Origin of the sequence: Capillimicrobium parvum, from assembly GCF_021172045.1 — a bacterium.
GTDB classification, from domain to species: Bacteria; Actinomycetota; Thermoleophilia; order Solirubrobacterales; family Solirubrobacteraceae; genus Capillimicrobium; species Capillimicrobium parvum.
In genome coordinates this window covers 1,027,226-1,042,022 of sequence record NZ_CP087164.1, presented here as the reverse complement: position 1 = coordinate 1,042,022, position 14,797 = coordinate 1,027,226, and the positions used below count along the sequence as shown (strand labels likewise).

At 75.4% G+C, this 14,797-nt stretch carries 15 protein-coding genes and 1 tRNA gene; 2 read left to right on the top strand and 14 right to left on the bottom strand.

From position 1 onward, the window contains the following. Nucleotides 1-82 precede the first annotated feature (82 nt). From glmU to DSM104329_RS05105, 3 genes are all read right to left on the bottom strand, one after another. Entirely contained in the window at nt 83-1,468 is a 1,386-nt protein-coding gene (glmU, locus tag DSM104329_RS05115) for a bifunctional UDP-N-acetylglucosamine diphosphorylase/glucosamine-1-phosphate N-acetyltransferase GlmU (protein ID WP_259314316.1), read from the bottom strand. A gap of 2 nt (nt 1,469-1,470) precedes the next feature. After that, nucleotides 1,471-1,542: transfer RNA gene (locus DSM104329_RS05110), tRNA-Gln, on the bottom strand. 16 nt (nt 1,543-1,558) lie between these two features. Continuing rightward, on the bottom strand, nt 1,559-2,074 hold the full coding sequence (locus tag DSM104329_RS05105) for a response regulator (protein WP_259314315.1): 516 nt from the start codon (nt 2,072-2,074) through the stop codon (nt 1,559-1,561). On the opposite strand from DSM104329_RS05105, the gene DSM104329_RS05100 reads away from it, so the two are divergent. Further along, the gene (locus DSM104329_RS05100; RefSeq protein WP_259314314.1) at nt 2,073-2,828 is read left to right on the top strand and encodes an SDR family oxidoreductase; all 756 of its coding nucleotides are present in this window, start codon (nt 2,073-2,075) and stop codon (nt 2,826-2,828) included. The two genes, DSM104329_RS05105 and DSM104329_RS05100, sit on opposite strands and share 2 nt — an antisense overlap. A 15-nt stretch (nt 2,829-2,843) precedes the next feature. On the opposite strand, the gene DSM104329_RS05095 is transcribed toward DSM104329_RS05100, so the two are convergent. The 11 genes from DSM104329_RS05095 to DSM104329_RS05045 form a co-directional block, all read right to left on the bottom strand. Next, nucleotides 2,844-3,473, bottom strand: a complete 630-nt coding sequence (locus DSM104329_RS05095) for a DUF2064 domain-containing protein (protein WP_259314313.1) — start codon at nt 3,471-3,473, stop codon at nt 2,844-2,846. Next, nucleotides 3,470-4,261 carry an MTAP family purine nucleoside phosphorylase gene (locus DSM104329_RS05090; RefSeq protein ID WP_259314312.1) on the bottom strand — a complete coding sequence of 264 codons (792 nt, stop codon included), beginning with the start codon at nt 4,259-4,261 and terminating at the stop codon, nt 3,470-3,472. Before DSM104329_RS05090 ends, DSM104329_RS05095 begins: the two co-directional genes overlap by 4 nt. A gap of 49 nt (nt 4,262-4,310) precedes the next feature. Next, a complete protein-coding gene (locus tag DSM104329_RS05085; RefSeq protein ID WP_259314311.1) occupies nt 4,311-5,552 on the bottom strand; it encodes a thrombospondin type 3 repeat-containing protein in 1,242 nt (413 codons plus the stop codon). 387 nt (nt 5,553-5,939) lie between these two features. Beyond that, a complete protein-coding gene (locus tag DSM104329_RS05080) occupies nt 5,940-7,181 on the bottom strand; it encodes a PucR family transcriptional regulator (RefSeq protein ID WP_259314310.1) in 1,242 nt (413 codons plus the stop codon). Between the two features lie 37 nt (nt 7,182-7,218). Next, nucleotides 7,219-7,449, bottom strand: a complete 231-nt coding sequence (locus DSM104329_RS05075; protein ID WP_259314309.1) for a hypothetical protein — start codon at nt 7,447-7,449, stop codon at nt 7,219-7,221. Then, entirely contained in the window at nt 7,446-9,011 is a 1,566-nt protein-coding gene (locus tag DSM104329_RS05070) for a bifunctional DedA family/phosphatase PAP2 family protein (protein WP_259314308.1), read from the bottom strand. Before DSM104329_RS05070 ends, DSM104329_RS05075 begins: the two co-directional genes overlap by 4 nt. Nucleotides 9,012-9,039: 28 nt before the next feature. Next, nucleotides 9,040-9,921, bottom strand: a complete 882-nt coding sequence (locus DSM104329_RS05065) for a 4-(cytidine 5'-diphospho)-2-C-methyl-D-erythritol kinase (protein WP_259314307.1) — start codon at nt 9,919-9,921, stop codon at nt 9,040-9,042. Further along, entirely contained in the window at nt 9,918-10,802 is an 885-nt protein-coding gene (gene rsmA, locus DSM104329_RS05060; protein WP_259314306.1) for a 16S rRNA (adenine(1518)-N(6)/adenine(1519)-N(6))-dimethyltransferase RsmA, read from the bottom strand. Before rsmA ends, DSM104329_RS05065 begins: the two co-directional genes overlap by 4 nt. After that, nucleotides 10,799-11,548 (bottom strand): TatD family hydrolase, encoded by a 750-nt coding sequence (locus tag DSM104329_RS05055; RefSeq protein WP_259314305.1) that lies wholly within the window; start codon nt 11,546-11,548, stop codon nt 10,799-10,801. The genes rsmA and DSM104329_RS05055 overlap by 4 nt, the downstream gene beginning before the upstream one ends. Continuing rightward, a complete protein-coding gene (gene metG, locus DSM104329_RS05050; RefSeq protein WP_259314304.1) occupies nt 11,545-13,059 on the bottom strand; it encodes a methionine--tRNA ligase in 1,515 nt (504 codons plus the stop codon). Before metG ends, DSM104329_RS05055 begins: the two co-directional genes overlap by 4 nt. A gap of 11 nt (nt 13,060-13,070) precedes the next feature. After that, nucleotides 13,071-13,784, bottom strand: coding sequence for a murein hydrolase activator EnvC family protein (locus tag DSM104329_RS05045; protein ID WP_259314303.1), 714 nt, complete (start codon nt 13,782-13,784; stop codon nt 13,071-13,073). Between the two features lie 73 nt (nt 13,785-13,857). On the opposite strand from DSM104329_RS05045, the gene DSM104329_RS05040 reads away from it, so the two are divergent. Further along, nucleotides 13,858-14,766: a hypothetical protein gene (locus DSM104329_RS05040; RefSeq protein ID WP_259314302.1), complete on the top strand. Its 909-nt coding sequence runs from the start codon at nt 13,858-13,860 to the stop codon at nt 14,764-14,766. Nucleotides 14,767-14,797: the final 31 nt, after the last annotated feature.

Genomic DNA, 14,797 nt, shown 5'->3' with positions numbered 1-14,797 from the left:
CGTCGCCAGCGCGGGCTGCGGCTCGATCGCGGTCATGGAGGTCGGTTCCCGGTGGACGTGTGCGTGGGGGCCGGGACGGATGCTACCCGTCGGCTCGGCGGCGGTCCGCGTAGCCCTCGATGTTCGTCTGGCGGCTGCGCGCCACCCCCAGCGCGCGCGGCGGGACGTCGCTGACGATGACCGATCCGGCCGCCGTGAACGCTCCGTCGCCGACCGTCACGGGCGCCACGAAGGTCGTGTCGACCGAGCTCTTGACGCCCGCGCCGATCGTCGTGCGGTGCTTGCGTACGCCGTCGTAGTTGGCGGTGACGTTGGACGCGCCGATGTTCGTGCCGGGGCCGATGTCGGCGTCGCCGATGTAGGACAGGTGCGGCACCTTCGTGCCCTCGCCGATGTCCGAGTTCTTGATCTCGACGAACGTGCCGGCCTTGGCGCCGTCGCGCAGGAGCGCGCCGGGGCGCAGGTAGGCGAACGGCCCGACGCTCGCCCCGCTGCGGACCTCCGCGCCGTCGAGGTGCGAGTGGCGCACCACCACTTCGTCGCCGAGACGGCTGTCGAGCAGGGTGCTGTGGGCGCCGACCGTGCAGCGCTCGCCGACGACCGTCCTCCCGCGTAGCGAGCACCCCGGCTCGACGGTCGTGTCGGCGCCGATCTGCACGCCCACGTCGATGACGGTCGTGGCCGGCGCGATGAACGTCACGCCGCCGCGTGCGTGCTCCTCGACGATGCGGCGCTGGGCGATCTCGGTGACCCGGGCGAGGTCGACGCGGTCGTTGACCCCGAGCATGACGGTCGGGTCCCCGATGACGTGCGCCGCGACGCGGTGGAGTGCGGGCAGGACGTCCGGGAGGTAGTACTCGCGCTGGGCGTTGTCGTTGGACAGCGCGGCCAGCTGCTCGACCAGCGGACCGCCCGAGAAGGCGTAGACGCCGGTGTTGACCTCGCGGATGGCCAGCTCGGCGGCGGTGGCGTCGCCCGGCGCCTTGGTCTCCACGACCCGCTCGACGCTGCCGTCTGCCGCCCGCACGACGCGCCCGTAGCCGGCAGGGTCGTCGAGCACCATCGTGGCCATCGTCGCCTGCGCACCCGCCTGCTCGTGGGCGGCGACGAGCCCCTCGATCGCCTCGGCGGTGATGAGCGGCACGTCACCCGAGAGCACGACGACCGTGTCGCCGGCGCCGATGTGGTCCGCCGCGCTGCGCATCGCGTCGCCGGTGCCCAGCGGCCGCTCCTGCACGGCGAGCGCCACCTCGGCCCCACCGCCGGCCGCGACGCCCTCCAGGACGTCCGCCAGGGCGCGGTCCGGTCCGCCGACGACGACCACCCGGCGCGCGCCCGCCGCGAGCGCCGCGTGGACCGGCCAGAGGACCATCTCGCGGCCGCAGACCGGGTGCAGGACCTTCGGCACGCGCGAGCGCATCCGCGTGCCCTGGCCGGCGGCCATGATGACGACGGTGGGATGGGTCATAGCTGCGGGGCGAGGACTCGAACCTCGTCTTGGAGGACCAAAACCTCCCGTCCTACCAGTTAGACGACCCCGCACCGGGGACCGCGGATCCTACTGTCGCGACGCCGGATCGGACCGCTCGCGCAAGGTGCCGAGCATCGAATGCAGCAGCACGTCGGGAGCGTCGCGCTTCGACAGGACGAGGTCGATCCCCGACAACCCGCCGGTCAGCTCGCCGATCTCACCGGCGGCCAGCGACGACACCACGGCCAGCACCGCGGCGGGCGCCGCCGCGCGGACCCGGCTGACGCCGTCGCGCTCGAAGGTCGGCAGCCACAGGTCGAGCAGGATCGCGTCGGGCTGCAGGTCCCGGGCGAGGGCCTCCGCCAGATCCCAGGCGTCGGCGGTCCCCACCACGCGGAACCCGCCGTCCTCGAACACGGTCTGGATGATCAGGCGAAAGCCGGGCGCGTCGTCGCACACCAGCAGGCGGGGTGAGTTCGCCATGGGGCCCGATGGAAATACCACGTCCGCTCGGTTTTCATCCGCGATTGCCCTCCCGGCGGTGCGGTGGCGGACACCGGCCGACGATTGACCGATGCGCCGAGGGGGCAGATGCGCGCCCATGCCCGTCGCCATCGTCACCGGCTCGGACTCCGGCATCGGCCGCGCGACGGCGGTCGCGCTGGCCGCGGCCGGCTGCGACGTCGGCATCACCTGGCGCTCGGACGCCGAGGGGGCCGAGGGCACCGCGGCGGAGGTCCGCGCGACCGGCCGCCGCGCCGAGGTGCGCCACCTCGACCTCGACGATCCCCGCAACGGCCCACCGGTCATCGACGAGCTCGCCGACGCCCTCGGCGGGCTCGACGTGCTCGTCAACAACGCCGGTGGCGGGAACGCCGGGCCGTTCCTCGAGGCGGACGTCGAGACCTTCGAGCGCACCGTCCGCGTGAACCTGACCGGCGCCTTCACCTGCGCCCAGCGCGCCGCCCAGCGGATGGTGCGCGACGGCACCCGGGGCCGGATCGTCAACGTCACCTCGATCCACGAGCATCTGCCGCTGCCCGGCTCGTCGGACTACGTCTCGGCCAAGCACGCGCTGGGTGGCCTGACGAAGGCGATGGCGCTCGACCTCGCCGAGCACGGCATCACGGTCAACGCCGTCGCACCCGGGCAGATCGCCACCGCGATGACCAGCAACGAGGACGTCGATCCGCGGACGATCGCGCGGCCGAACATCCCGCTCGGCCGGCCGGGCGACGCGCGCGAGGTCGCCGCGATGATCGTGGCGCTCGTCGGCCCCGGCAGCGGTTACACGACCGGGGCCTCGCTCATCGTCGACGGTGGGCTCGGGCTCGTCGGGCCGGCGCTCGGCAACTGAGCGGGCCGGTCGCGTTCACCCGCCGAGCGCGGCGCGCACGTCGGCGGGCGTGGCCGGGTCGGCGAGCAGGGCGGCCACGTCGGCCGGCGTGGCGAGCCCGCGCTCGGGCCGCAGCCAGCCGATCGACAGGCCCGCCGCCATCGCCGCCTCCCGGGAGAGCTGCAGGACCTCCGGGCCGTCCCACTGCGCCGGGTCGAGGCCGAACAGCGCGCGGTGCGGCTCGCGGGCGGCGAGCAGGTAGTAGTCGCCGTCGTAGGCGGGGCCGAAGACGACGTCGATGCCGTCGGCGAGGTCGTCGCGCACCGACCACGCGTGGTGCGGGCCGAGCGCGGGCGGGGCTTCCGTGACGAGCACGGTGGGCAGGCCGGTGCGGCGGACGGCCTCGGCGAGCGCGGCGGCCCGGCGCTCGCCGGCGTGGGCTCCCTCGACCGAGAACGTCTCGAGGGCGGCCGGGCGGTCCCCGCCCGCCCCCTCCGGGCCGACCGCCAGGTAGGCCGCGCCCGGCGCCGCCGTGGCCGTCGCCCACGCCTCGGTCCGGGCCCCGAGCAGCCGCCGCAGGTCGGCGGTCGCCGCCGCCCCGAGCCCCGCGGGCCCCGTGCGGCCGCCCGCGCCGGGGGCGAGCACCACGACGGCCAGGTCGGTCAATCGAACCGGAAGTGGGTGCCGACGGGGCGCGGGCCGGCGGCGGGCACGCGGCCGACGGCCGCGCGCAGCGTGCCGGCGAACACCGCGCCCGAGCGGCCGATGAGCTCGATGAGCGTCTGCACCGGCGTCGGCTCGTCGGGGACGCCGTTGGCGTAGTCGGTCGCGTAGCCGACGAGCGCGTAGGGCAGCTCGGCCTCGCCGCAGAGCACCGTCTCGGGGCCGGCGGTCTGCGAGACCGCCGTCACCCCGGCCTGCCGGAGCATCCGGATCTCCGTGCGCGTGTTGAAGCGCGGGCCGTCCACATGGCCGTAGCAGCCGCCATCGCGGACCGGATGGCCGGCGGCGCGGGCGGCGTCGAGCAGCACGCCGCGCAGCTCCGGCGCGAAGGGCCGGTCGAAGATCCAGTGCCCGCGGCCGGGCATTCCCGGCTCGGTGTACAGGGTGCACAGCGATCCGTCGGGCAGGCGGTTGGCGAGGAAGTGCAGGTCGTCGAAGACGACCAGCGTCCCGAGCTCGAGCTCCGGGTCGAGCGCACCGCAGACGGTGGCCGCGAGGACGCAGCCGGCGCCCGCCTCCTTGAGGGCGAGCACGTTGGCCTGGTGGCTGACCGAGCTCGACAGCCGCCGGTGGCCCTCGCCGTGGCGCGAGACGTGGACGACCTCGACGCCCGCCCACGTGCCCGTGGTCACCGGCGCCGGGCCGAAGCGGGTGTCGACCGTGCGTGCCTCGGCGTCCTCGAAGCCCGGCAGCGCGTACGTGCCCGAGCCGGTGATGATCCCGACCTTCATGGCGCGCCATCCTACGGAGCGCCGCGCGCGCCGAGAGCCCGGCCGCGCGCTACGGGGCCGTGGGGGCGCCCGGCGCCGGGTCCGACGGGCCCGCCGGCGGCGCCGGCGTCGTGTCGGGCGGCTGCGGGGTGTCGGTCGGGTCCGCGGGCGGCGGGCCGTCCGGGACCGGATCGGTCGGGTCCGTGGGGCCGGGGTCCACCGGACCGGGGTCGACGGGTCCGGGATCCACGGGGCCCGGGTCGACCGGCGCCGGATCGACCGGCGGGGCCGGGTCGGGCGGCAGTGCGGGATCGAGGGGCGGAGCCGGGGCCGGCGGATCCGGCGCCGGTGGATCCGGCGGCGGCTTGGGCGGATGCGAGGTCGGGTCGGCCGGATCGGTCCCGGCGTCGACCTCGGCGGCGTTCGTGAAGCCGTCGCCGTCGCTGTCCAGATCGCCGTCGTTGCGAGGGCCCGACGCCGCCGGGCTCACGACCGACTTGCTGTCGCTCTGGGCGATCGGCGCACGTGCGGCGGTCCCGCCGGTGCCCGGCCCGCCGGACCCGACGACGGGGATCGGCCCGCTCGTCGCGCCGCGCGTGACCGCGGTCGACGGGTTGAGGCCGAGCTTCTGCTCGACGGCGTTGGGCAGGCCGTCGCCGTCGGAGTCGTCCTCGCCGTCGGAGACGCCGTCCTCGTTCGTGTCCGGCTTCTGCGGGTCGAATTTCACGAGGTACTCGTTGCGGTTGTTGACGCCGTCGACGTCGGGGTCGTAGGCGGCGTCGGCGGTGGCGCGCGGGTCGAGCCCGTGGTCGACCTCGAACGCGTCGGGCACGCCGTCGCCGTCCGTGTCGCTGCGCTGCGGGTCGGTGCCGATGCGCTCCTCGCGGGCGTCCGGCAGGCCGTCGCCGTCGGAGTCCGCCGCGGCGTGGGCCACGGGGCCGCGCGCCCGGATGCCCGTGCCGCCGCCGTGGGTGGTCGCGGCGCCGGCCGCGCCGTCGCCGGAGAGCGAGGCGGCGACGTTCACGACGCCGCCGGGCGCGCCGGCGCCGTCCGTGGCGGCCAGGCCGTCAGCCGAGCGGACCTCGCCGCCGGAAGCCCCGATGGCGCGGGCCGGCTCGCGTGTGGGCGAGTCGAGCAGGTCCGAGCGCTGCAGGGTGCCGGTGGGCAGGACGCGAACGACGCGGGCCTCGACCGCGGGCAGCACCTGGTCGCGCGCGGATTCGCTGCGCCACAGGGGCCAGTCCGTGAAGCCGAGCACGTGGACGTTGAGCCCCGAGAGGCTCCCGGCGATCAGCGTCGCCGACGCTGCCATCCCGGCAGCGAACCACGCGACGTTGGAGGCCCGACGCCGGAGCCGGGCAGCTGGCCGTTGCGGCACGCCCACGTATTGGTTATCGGCTATGCACCCAGAACCTTGAGCGGAACTTCAGGAAGCCCCGACCCCGCATTCCGACAGGAGATTCGCGGTGTCCGCAGCGTCCCGAGGTGGTCGCAGCAGGCCGTTGCGAGAGCGATGACGCGATGTCAATGTCTCGCTTCGCGGGCCAGTGGCGAGGCGGGTGCGGGGGCCGGTCGCCGAGGCGGGTGCGCGGGCCGGTCGCCGAGGCGGGTGCGGGGGCCGGTCGCCGAGGCGGGTGCGCTGACCGGTCGCCGAGGCGGGTGCGCTGACCGGTCGCCGAGGCGGTCCGCGCGCCCGCGCTCAGCGGCCGCGGCCCGGCGCGCTGACGCGGCCGCCCGCGCTGCCCGCCTCCGTCGCCGGCCCGCCGCGGGCGGCGATGCCGAGCACGCGCATCGCCTTCAGCCCGAGCGACAGCTTCTCGCGCCCGTCGCTGGAGCCGACGTCGAGCCCGCTCAGGTCGCGGACGCGCTCGAGGCGGTAGCGGATCGTGTGGCGGTGCGTGAAGAGCCGCTGGGCCGTGCCCGCCACGTTGCCGTCGGCCTCCAGGAACGACTCGAGCGTCTTGACCAGGTCGGTCTCGTACTGCTCGTCGTAGGCGACGAGCGGCTCGACGGTCTCGGCGTAGAAGCGCTGCAGCTCGGCCGGGTCCTCGCTCATGGCGGACAGCAGCAGCCGGTAGGCGCCGGTCTCCTCGAAGGCGAGCGCGTCGCGCTCGGCGTGGCCCTCGGCGACGTTGGCCGCGAGCAGCGCCTCGTTGGCCGCACGGCCGATCTCGCCGGGCTGCGCCGCCCGCCGGCTGCGCCCGACGGCGAACGAGAAACCGGTGAGCGCCGCATGCAGCTCACGTACGAGCGCGTCGACGGCCCGGGCGGCGGCGTCCTCGCCGGCGCCGGGCAGCAGGACGACCGCCTCGGCGGTGAGCGCGTCCCCACGCGGGCGCAGGATCGCGATGCTGCCGGGCGCGGCGGCCCGGGCGCCGCGCTGGGCGACTCCGAGGAAGCGCTCGCGCCAGCCCTCGTCGGCGAGGGCGAGCGGGTGCGCCCGGGCGACGACCACGGAGCCGCCGGCCTCGACCTCGATGCCGAGCTCGCGGCCGCGGGCGACCGCCAGGGCGGGCTCGCCGGCCTCGCCGGCGAGCAGGGCGGCGACGAATCCTGCCGACGCCTCCTCGGTCGCGAGCGCCGGCCCCCGGACGCGCTCCACCTCGGAGGCGATCAGGGTGAGCACGAGCCGGACGAGGCCCGGGCCCGGGTGGGAGCGGGCACCCATGCGCAGCTGACCGACGGCGCGGTCGGCGACCCGCAGCTCGTGGGACTCGACCCCATGAGCGGCCGCGAGCAGGCGCTGCTCGTCGCTGGGGGAGCGCGCCGCGACGGCGAGCACGACGCCCGAGCGATCGATCACCGCCAGGCTGGCGTCGAGCGCCCGCTCGGCGGCGCGCACCACCGCCGGCAGGCCGGCCCCGGACTCGAGCGCCGCGGTGATCGAGTCCAGCGCCGCGAGGTCGATCGCCGCCTGAGCAGTTGCCGCCGGCATGGACATCGGAGGAGAGGCTATCTGGCGCCCGCGGGCGCGCTGCTCAGAAATTGCCCTCGATGCGGTCCCAGAACCAGGTGATCGCCAGCCCGCCCGCCACCCCGACGCCGACGAAGGCCGCGAGGACGTACAGCGACAGGAACGCCGCGGCCATCCGCTCCCAGACGCGGCTGTAGCTCGTCCAGGCCGGGCGCAGGATGAGCATGACGAAGGCGACGAGCGCGATGAGCGCGCACGCCCCGGCGACGACGTAGGTGACCTGTTCGTTGGTCATCGGGCCACCTGATTCTTGCCGATGTAGGCGACGACCAGGCCGATGACGCCGCAGAGCGCGTAGATCGTGGCGGCCAGCCCCCACCCCCCGAGGACGTCCGAGAGCCAGTGCGCGTGGAGGTAGATGCGGCTGAGCCCGACCGCGACGCTGATCACGATCCCGATCACCAGCACGAAGGCGCGGCCGGCGAGCCGGGGCACGAACCGCGAGAGGAGCACCGCGATCGCCACCCAGGCGATCGAGTTGGCCGCGTGTCCGGACGGGTACGAGCTGCTGTTCGTGGCGACCAGCGCACCTTCGGGGCGGGGCCGGTCGACGATGGCCTTCGTCACGTTCACGGCGATGACGGTCAGGGCCAGGCCGGCCGCGAGGACGGCCACGGCGCCCCAGCGCCGCCGGCGCGCGAGGATCGCGGCGACCACGGCGGAGACCGGGATGACCACCCAGATCGACCCGAGCCACGTGACCGCCCTGGCGACGTCCACCAGCCAGTCGGCGCGCAGATCGTCGGCCAGCTCGAACGCGCGGCGATCGGTGACGAGCGGCGCGTCGCCCGGCCCGACGTTGAAGGCCAGCGCCACGAAGCCGAAGCTGCCGACCGCCGCGATGGCGAACAGAGTGGTGACCTCGAGGCCCAGGTCGCCGGGGGTGAACCGCTCCAGGGTGAAGCGCGCCGGGCCCTTCAGGCGACGGCTGACCGGCACGACGACCCGACGGACGACGGGCCGCACCACCGCGGCGACCGGCCGCAGCAGCGGGCGCTCGGCCTGCTTGTGCAGCCAGGCGTGGGCCTTCTCGCGGTTCTCCGCCACGCGCAGCCACCGGTAGGCCCAGATGCCGCCGACGACCACGACGATGACCGTGCCGAGGGCGAGCGCGCCGCGCCCGGCGTAGTCGGCGATCGTGCCGAAGCTCTGCCAGAAGATGTAGCCGAGGACGCAGAACGTCGTGCCCCACAGGCCCGCGCCGATGATGTCGTAGGGCAGGAAGCGCCGCAGGGGCATGCGCGACGAGCCGGCGATGAACGGCGCGACGGCGCGGATGAGCCCGACGAAGCGGCCGATGAGCACCGCCTTGCCGCCGTGGCGGTCGAAGAAGCGCTCGACCTGCTCCAGGCGCTCGTGCGTGATCTTGACCTTCGAGCCGTGGCGCTCGAGGAACTCGCGCCCGAGCCTGCGGCCGAGCATGTAGCTCGTGAGGTCGCCCGCCACCGCGCAGAACCAGACGAGGGCGATGAGCGCGAAGATGTTGATCTCGCCCTGCCCCGCGACGACGCCGCCGACGAGGATCGTCGTCTCCCCCGGGGCGACCAGGCCGACGAACGCCCCGGTCTCCAGGAAGGCCATGACGCCGACGAGCAGGTACGTCCACGGCCCGAGCGCCTGCCCGAGATCTTCGATGAGGTGCTCGAGGCTCGGCAGGTGGATGACGCCGGTCGAGTACACGCCGAGCGCCGCGACGACCACGATGCCGATGCCCAGCTCGACGCGGCCGAGCTTGCGCCGGCGCCAGACGAGCCACGCGGCGAGGGCGATCGCCGCGAGCAGCGGGATGATCTTCATGCGAGCCGGGCGGGCCGGGGATGCAGCGTCATGCGGGCCAGTTCGGCTCCGGCGCCGCGACGAGCGGTGCCGGCCGGCGGCCGGCCAGCGCATCCGCGGCCAGCCGCGCGCGCTGCGCGCCGTCCGAGCCGAGGAACAGGCCCAGCGCGGTGGGGCCCGAGCCGCTCACCAAGGCGACGTCGGCGCCCGCGGCCCGGGCGGCGGCGAGGGCCTCGTCGATCTCGGGCGCGAGCGCGAGCGCGGCGGGCTGGAGGTCGTTGACGAGCATCTCGAGTGGTAGGTCTCCCCCGCTTGCCGCCTCCTGCACCTCGGCGTGGCGCCGGCGCAGGTGCCCCTCGTCGCGGGCGAGGCCCTGGCGATCGGCCTCACGGTAGACGGCCGCGGTCGACAGCTCGCGGGTCCCCGGCAGGACGAGCACGCCGAACGAACCGCCGTCGGGAAGGCGCTCGACGCGCTCGCCGGCGCCGGTGGCCAGCACGCGGCCCGGCCGGACCTGTGCCGGCACGTCGGCGCCGAGCCCGGTCGCGAGCTCATGCATCAGCGCGTGGCCGCCCAGACCGGACGCCCGCGCGGCCAGTCGCAGCGCCGCCGCGGCGTCGCCCGAGCCGCCGCCCATGCCCGCCGCGACGGGGACCCGCTTGACGATCGTCAGCCGCTGGGGCGGCGCCTCCCAGCCGGTCGCGGCGCGGAACGCGGCGAGCGCCGCGCCGCCGAGGTTGGGGCCTTCGACGCCGGGACAGACGATGCGGTCCTCACCAGCTCCCTCGGGCGCCGGCTCGAGCGTCAGCTCGTCGGCGAGCGTCAGCGACTGCATCACCGAGACGAGCTCGTGCCGGCCGTCCGACGGGCGGGTCGGCCCGAGGTGGAGGCAGAGGTTGATCTTCGCGGGGGCGCGCTCGGTGAGGGTCACTGCGGGCCGTCGTCCGTCGTGGGCGTGTGGGCGGCGGTGGTCGGGCCGCCGGCGGCGAGCGTCTCGTACAGCGCGCGGAAGTCCGCGGGCGCGAGCCGCTCCGCGCGAGCGTCGGCGGGGAAGCCGAGCGACTCGAGCGCGGCGCGGGCGCGGTCGCGGATGCCGGGCGGCGCGCCGGCGGCCAGGGAGAGCGAGCGAGCGAGCGCCTTGCGCCGGTGCGCGAACGCCTGCTGCACGAGCACGCGCAGCTCGGGCGCCGCCGCCGGCCCGGTCCGCCGCGCCAGGACGAGCACCGAGTCGACGTTCGGCACGGGATGGAACACGCGGCGCGAGACGCCCCGCAGCACGCGGACGTCGGCGGCGAGCTGCGCGATCACGCTCGGGATCCCGTACGCGGCGCTGCCGGGCGCGGCGGCCAGGCGCTCGCCGACCTCCTTCTGGGCCATCGCCACCCAGAGCTCCGCGTGCGGCAGCTCCTCGATCGTGCGCAGGAGCGCCGACGCCGCGATCCCGTACGGGAGGTTCGCGACCACCTTGGTCGGCGGCGGGTCGAGCGCCCCCAGGTCGAGCGTCATGGCGTCGCCGAAGTGCAGCGTCGCGTTGGGGTGCGGGTCGAGCGCGTCACGCAGCGCGGGCTCCAGCGAGCGGTCGACCTCGATGACGTGCACGTGCGCCGCCCGCTCGGCGAGGTGCTCGGACAGCACGCCGAGCCCGCCGCCGATCTCCAGGCACACGTCGCCGGGGCCGAGCTCGGCCGCGCGCTCGATGACGCCGAGGATGTTCGAGTCGACGAGGAAGTTCTGACCGAGTTCGCGGTTGGGCCGCACGCCGAACTGCTTGAGGCGGCGCAGGCTGGGCTGGGACGGCAGCTCCGCGCTCACCAGCCGAACAGCCGCGCGGCGGTGCGCGCGACGTCGCGGTCGAGCTCCTCGAGCGACACGCCGCGGCGCTCGGCGATGAAGCGTGCGGTGTGCACGACGTACGCCGGTTGGTTGCGCTCCTTGCGCACCGCCTGCGGGGTGAGGTAGGGGGCGTCGGTCTCGACGAGCAGGCGGCCGGCGGGGACGCGCTCCGCGGCCGCCGCCAGCGCCTCGTTGCGGGGGTATGTCACGTTGCCGGCGAACGAGACGAACCAGCCGCGATCGAGCACCTCCTCGAGCCGGTCGGGCATCGAGAAGCAGTGCAGGAGGACGGTCACGCCCTCGGCGTGGTCGCACAGCATGCGCAGCGTGTCGTCCTCGGCCTCGCGGGTGTGGATGACCAGCGGCTTGCCGGTCTCGGACGCCAGGGCGATCTGCCCCTCGAAGGCGCGCTCCTGATCGGCGCGCGGGGCGCGGTCGCGGTAGTAGTCCAGGCCGGTCTCACCGATCGCGACGCAGCGCTCGTGGGCGGCGAGTGCGCGCAGCTCGGCGAGGTCCGCGCCGTCGAAGCCGTGCGCGCTGTTGGGATGACGGCCCACCGCGGCGTAGACCTGCGGGAACGCCTCGGCCGCCGCGAGCGCCTCGCGGCAGGTCGCGCCGTCCATCCCGATCGTGACGATGTGGTCGACGCCCGCCGCGGCCGCCGCGGCCACGAGCTCCTCGTCCGGCGGCTCGCAGCTGGACAGATGCGCGTGGGAGTCGATCATCGCTTCGGGAAGAGCGGCTCCAGCGCCTCGACGCGTACCGGCGCGGGGGCGCAGCGGGCGGCGTCGAACGCCGTCTCCGGCCGCCCGAGCGCGGCCAGCAGCCGCTCGGTGGAGGTCGGCAGGTACGGGACGAGCAGCACGGTCAGGACGCGCAGCCCCTCGTGCAGCGAGGCGAGAACGCGATCGAGCTCGTCAGCCTGCTCGGGGTCCTTGGCGAGCTGCCAGGGCCGGCGCTCCTCGACGTAGCGGTTCAGGCGCCGCACCCGCTTCCAGATCTCCTCGAGCGCGAGCGTCATCTCGACCTGGTCGAGATGCCCGGCGACCGTGTCGGCGAGCCCGTCGAACTCCGCCATCAGATCCTCGTCGAGCGCGGCGTCGTCGATGCGCCCGTCGCGGTAGCGGAGGATCATGGCGATCGTCCGGCTGGCGAGGTTGCCGTAGTCGTTGGCGAGCTCGCTCTCGTAGCGCGTGAGGAAGCCGCCCTCGGAGACCGGCCCGTCCTGCCCGAACGCGACCTCGCGGGTGAGGTAGAAGCGCAATGCGTCGGCGCCGAACTCGTCGATGACCGCGAACGGGTCGATGACGTTGCCGCGCGACTTGCTCATCTTCTCGCCCTCGCCGCCGTCGTCGGACGGCGTCAGGAGGAAGCCGTGGACGAAGACGTGCTCCGGCACCTCGAGCCCCGCGGCCATGAGCAGCGCGGGCCAGTAGATCGTGTGGAACTTCAGGATGTCCTTGCCGATGAGGTGGTACGTCGCCGGCCAGAACTTGTGGGTGAGGTCCTGCTGCTTGCCGCGGGCGAAGGAGAGCGCGGTGACGTAGTTCAGCAACGCGTCGAACCACACGTAGAAGACCTGCGAGCGGTCCCACGGGACCTCGACGCCCCAGCGCAGCCGCGGGCGCGTGAGGCTGACGTCCTGCAGGCCGGAGGCCAGGAACGAGCGCGCCTCGTTGTAGCGGTGGCGCGGCATGACGAAGTCCGGCCGCTCGTCGAAGAGCTTCTCGAGCTCTCCCTGGAACGCCGAGAGCTGGAAGAAGTAGTTCTCCTCGCGCTCGCGCACGAGCGGGATCTTGTGGATCGGGCACGTGTTGTCCGGGCCGATCTCGGCATCGGTCTTGAAGTCCGCGCAGCGGGGGCAGTACCAGCCCTCGTACAGGCCCTCGTAGACGAAGCCGTTCTCGCGGACCCGGACGAGGATCCCCTGGACCTTGCGCACGTGCTCGGGGTCGGTCGTGCGGATGAAGAAGTCGTTGGAGATCGTCAGCAGCGGCATCAGATCCTGGAAGCGCGCCGCGTTGCGGTTGGCCAGCTCCAGCGGCGGGATGCCGAGCTGCTCGGCCGCCATGGCGACGGGCTCCCCGTGCTCGTCGGTGCCGGTGAGGAAGAAGACGTCCTCCCCGCGCTGGCGCTGGTGACGCGCGAGCACGTCGGCCGCGATCGCGGTGTACGCGTGGCCCAGATGCGGCGCCGCGTTGACGTAGTAGATCGGCGTGGTCACGTAGAACGGCACGGCGACGCAGGCTACCCGGCGGCGGTCGCGGCGATCCGGGCGTGACGCCGGCGCCGCGCGCGCCCGGCGACGGCGCCGCCCGGCACGGCGAGCGCGAGCAGCGCCACGCCGGCCCACGCGGCGAGCGGGACGCGCCGCTGCGCGGGCGCGCGGGTCCGCTCGGCCGCGACGGCGACGGGCGATGCGGAGGGAGACGGAGAGCGGCGGAGAGCGGGAGGCGCCGGCCGGACGCGGCGGGCGGCCGGGCCGGCGGGAGGCGCATGCCGCGGCGGCGGCACCCCCTCGACGAGCGACAGCGGATCCACGTATCCCCACCGCCGCACCGTGCGGCGCGCGCCCAGGCGCACGAGCCCGTCCGCGCCCACCGCTCCCACCGCCCGGCCAGGCCGCACGCGGTCGCCGGCTCGCACCGACGGCCGCGCCAGGCCCAGCACCGTCGCGGTGAGCGCGCCGCAGCGGATCGACACGCCGGCACGGCCGTGCGGCAGCCGTCCGGCGAACGACACCCGACCGGCGCACGGCGCGACGACGATGGATCCGGCCGGCGCAGCGAGGTCCACCCCGCGCCGCTGTCCCGCGGCGAACGGATCCGGCCCCACGCTGAACCGCGCCACGACCCCACCGTCCACCGGCAGCCGCCACGACGCGAGGGCGCGGGCGGGCAGCGCCAGCAGCGCGGCGAGGGCGAGCGCGACAGCGGTGAGGAGCGGTGGACGGGATGGCATCGACGGCGACCGTAGACGCGATCGCGCGGGATCCGGCCGAGCGCAACGCTCTCGTGACGAAGGTGCGTCAGAGTTGGCACGGACGATGGCCGAGCCGTCACGACCCGAGGACGAGATCGACGCGCTGTACGGCCTGCGGCCGGGGGAGTTCGTCGGCGCCCGCGACGCCCTCGCCAAGCGCCTGCGCGCCGACGGGCAGCCCGACGCGGCGGACGCCGTCCGCAAGCTCGCGCGCCCGACCGTCGCCGCCTGGGCGATCAACGCGCTCGTGCGCGACGAGCCCGAATGGACGCAGGCGCTCGTCACGGCGGGCCGCCGGCTCGAGGAGGCCCAGCAGGCGCTCGTCGAGCACGGCGACCGCGATCGCTGGCGCGAGGCCAACGCCGCGCAGCGGGCAGCCGTCGACCGCCTGGCCCGGCTCGCCGAGGACCTCGTGCGCGAGGAACGCGGTTCGGTGAGCGCCGCGGTCCGCGACGCCATCCGGGAGACGCTCCACGCGGCGACCATCGACGCCGGCGCGCGCGATGAGGTGTGCGCCGGCCGGCTCGCCCACGAGCTGCGCGCCGTCGGCCTGCTCGGCGGCGACCTCACCGCCGCCGCGGTGCCCCGCCCCACCGGCCGCACGCCCGCGCCGGCCGCGAGATCGAGGAGAAGCAGCGCGGGCGCCCAGGCGCAGGCCGAAGCCGCCCGCCGCGCCGCCGCCGAGCAAGGGGCCCGGGACGCCCTGCGCCGCGCCGAGCGCGAGGCATCCAGCGCCGAGGCCGCCGCCAAGCGCGCCGCGCAGGGCGCCGAGCGCGCCGCGAAGGCGCATGCCGCCGCCGAGTCCGCGCTCGCCGAGGCCCAGGACGCCGCCGAGCGGCGCGGCGCCGAGCTGGCCGACGCGCAGCAGGCCGAGCGCGACGCCCAGAACGCCCTCGAGGCGGCGCAGACCGCGGTGCACGCCGCCCAGGCCGACCTTGACCGCGCGTTGAGCCAATCCTGAGGCGCCGGTTAGCCACCCGTTCCTATCCTGA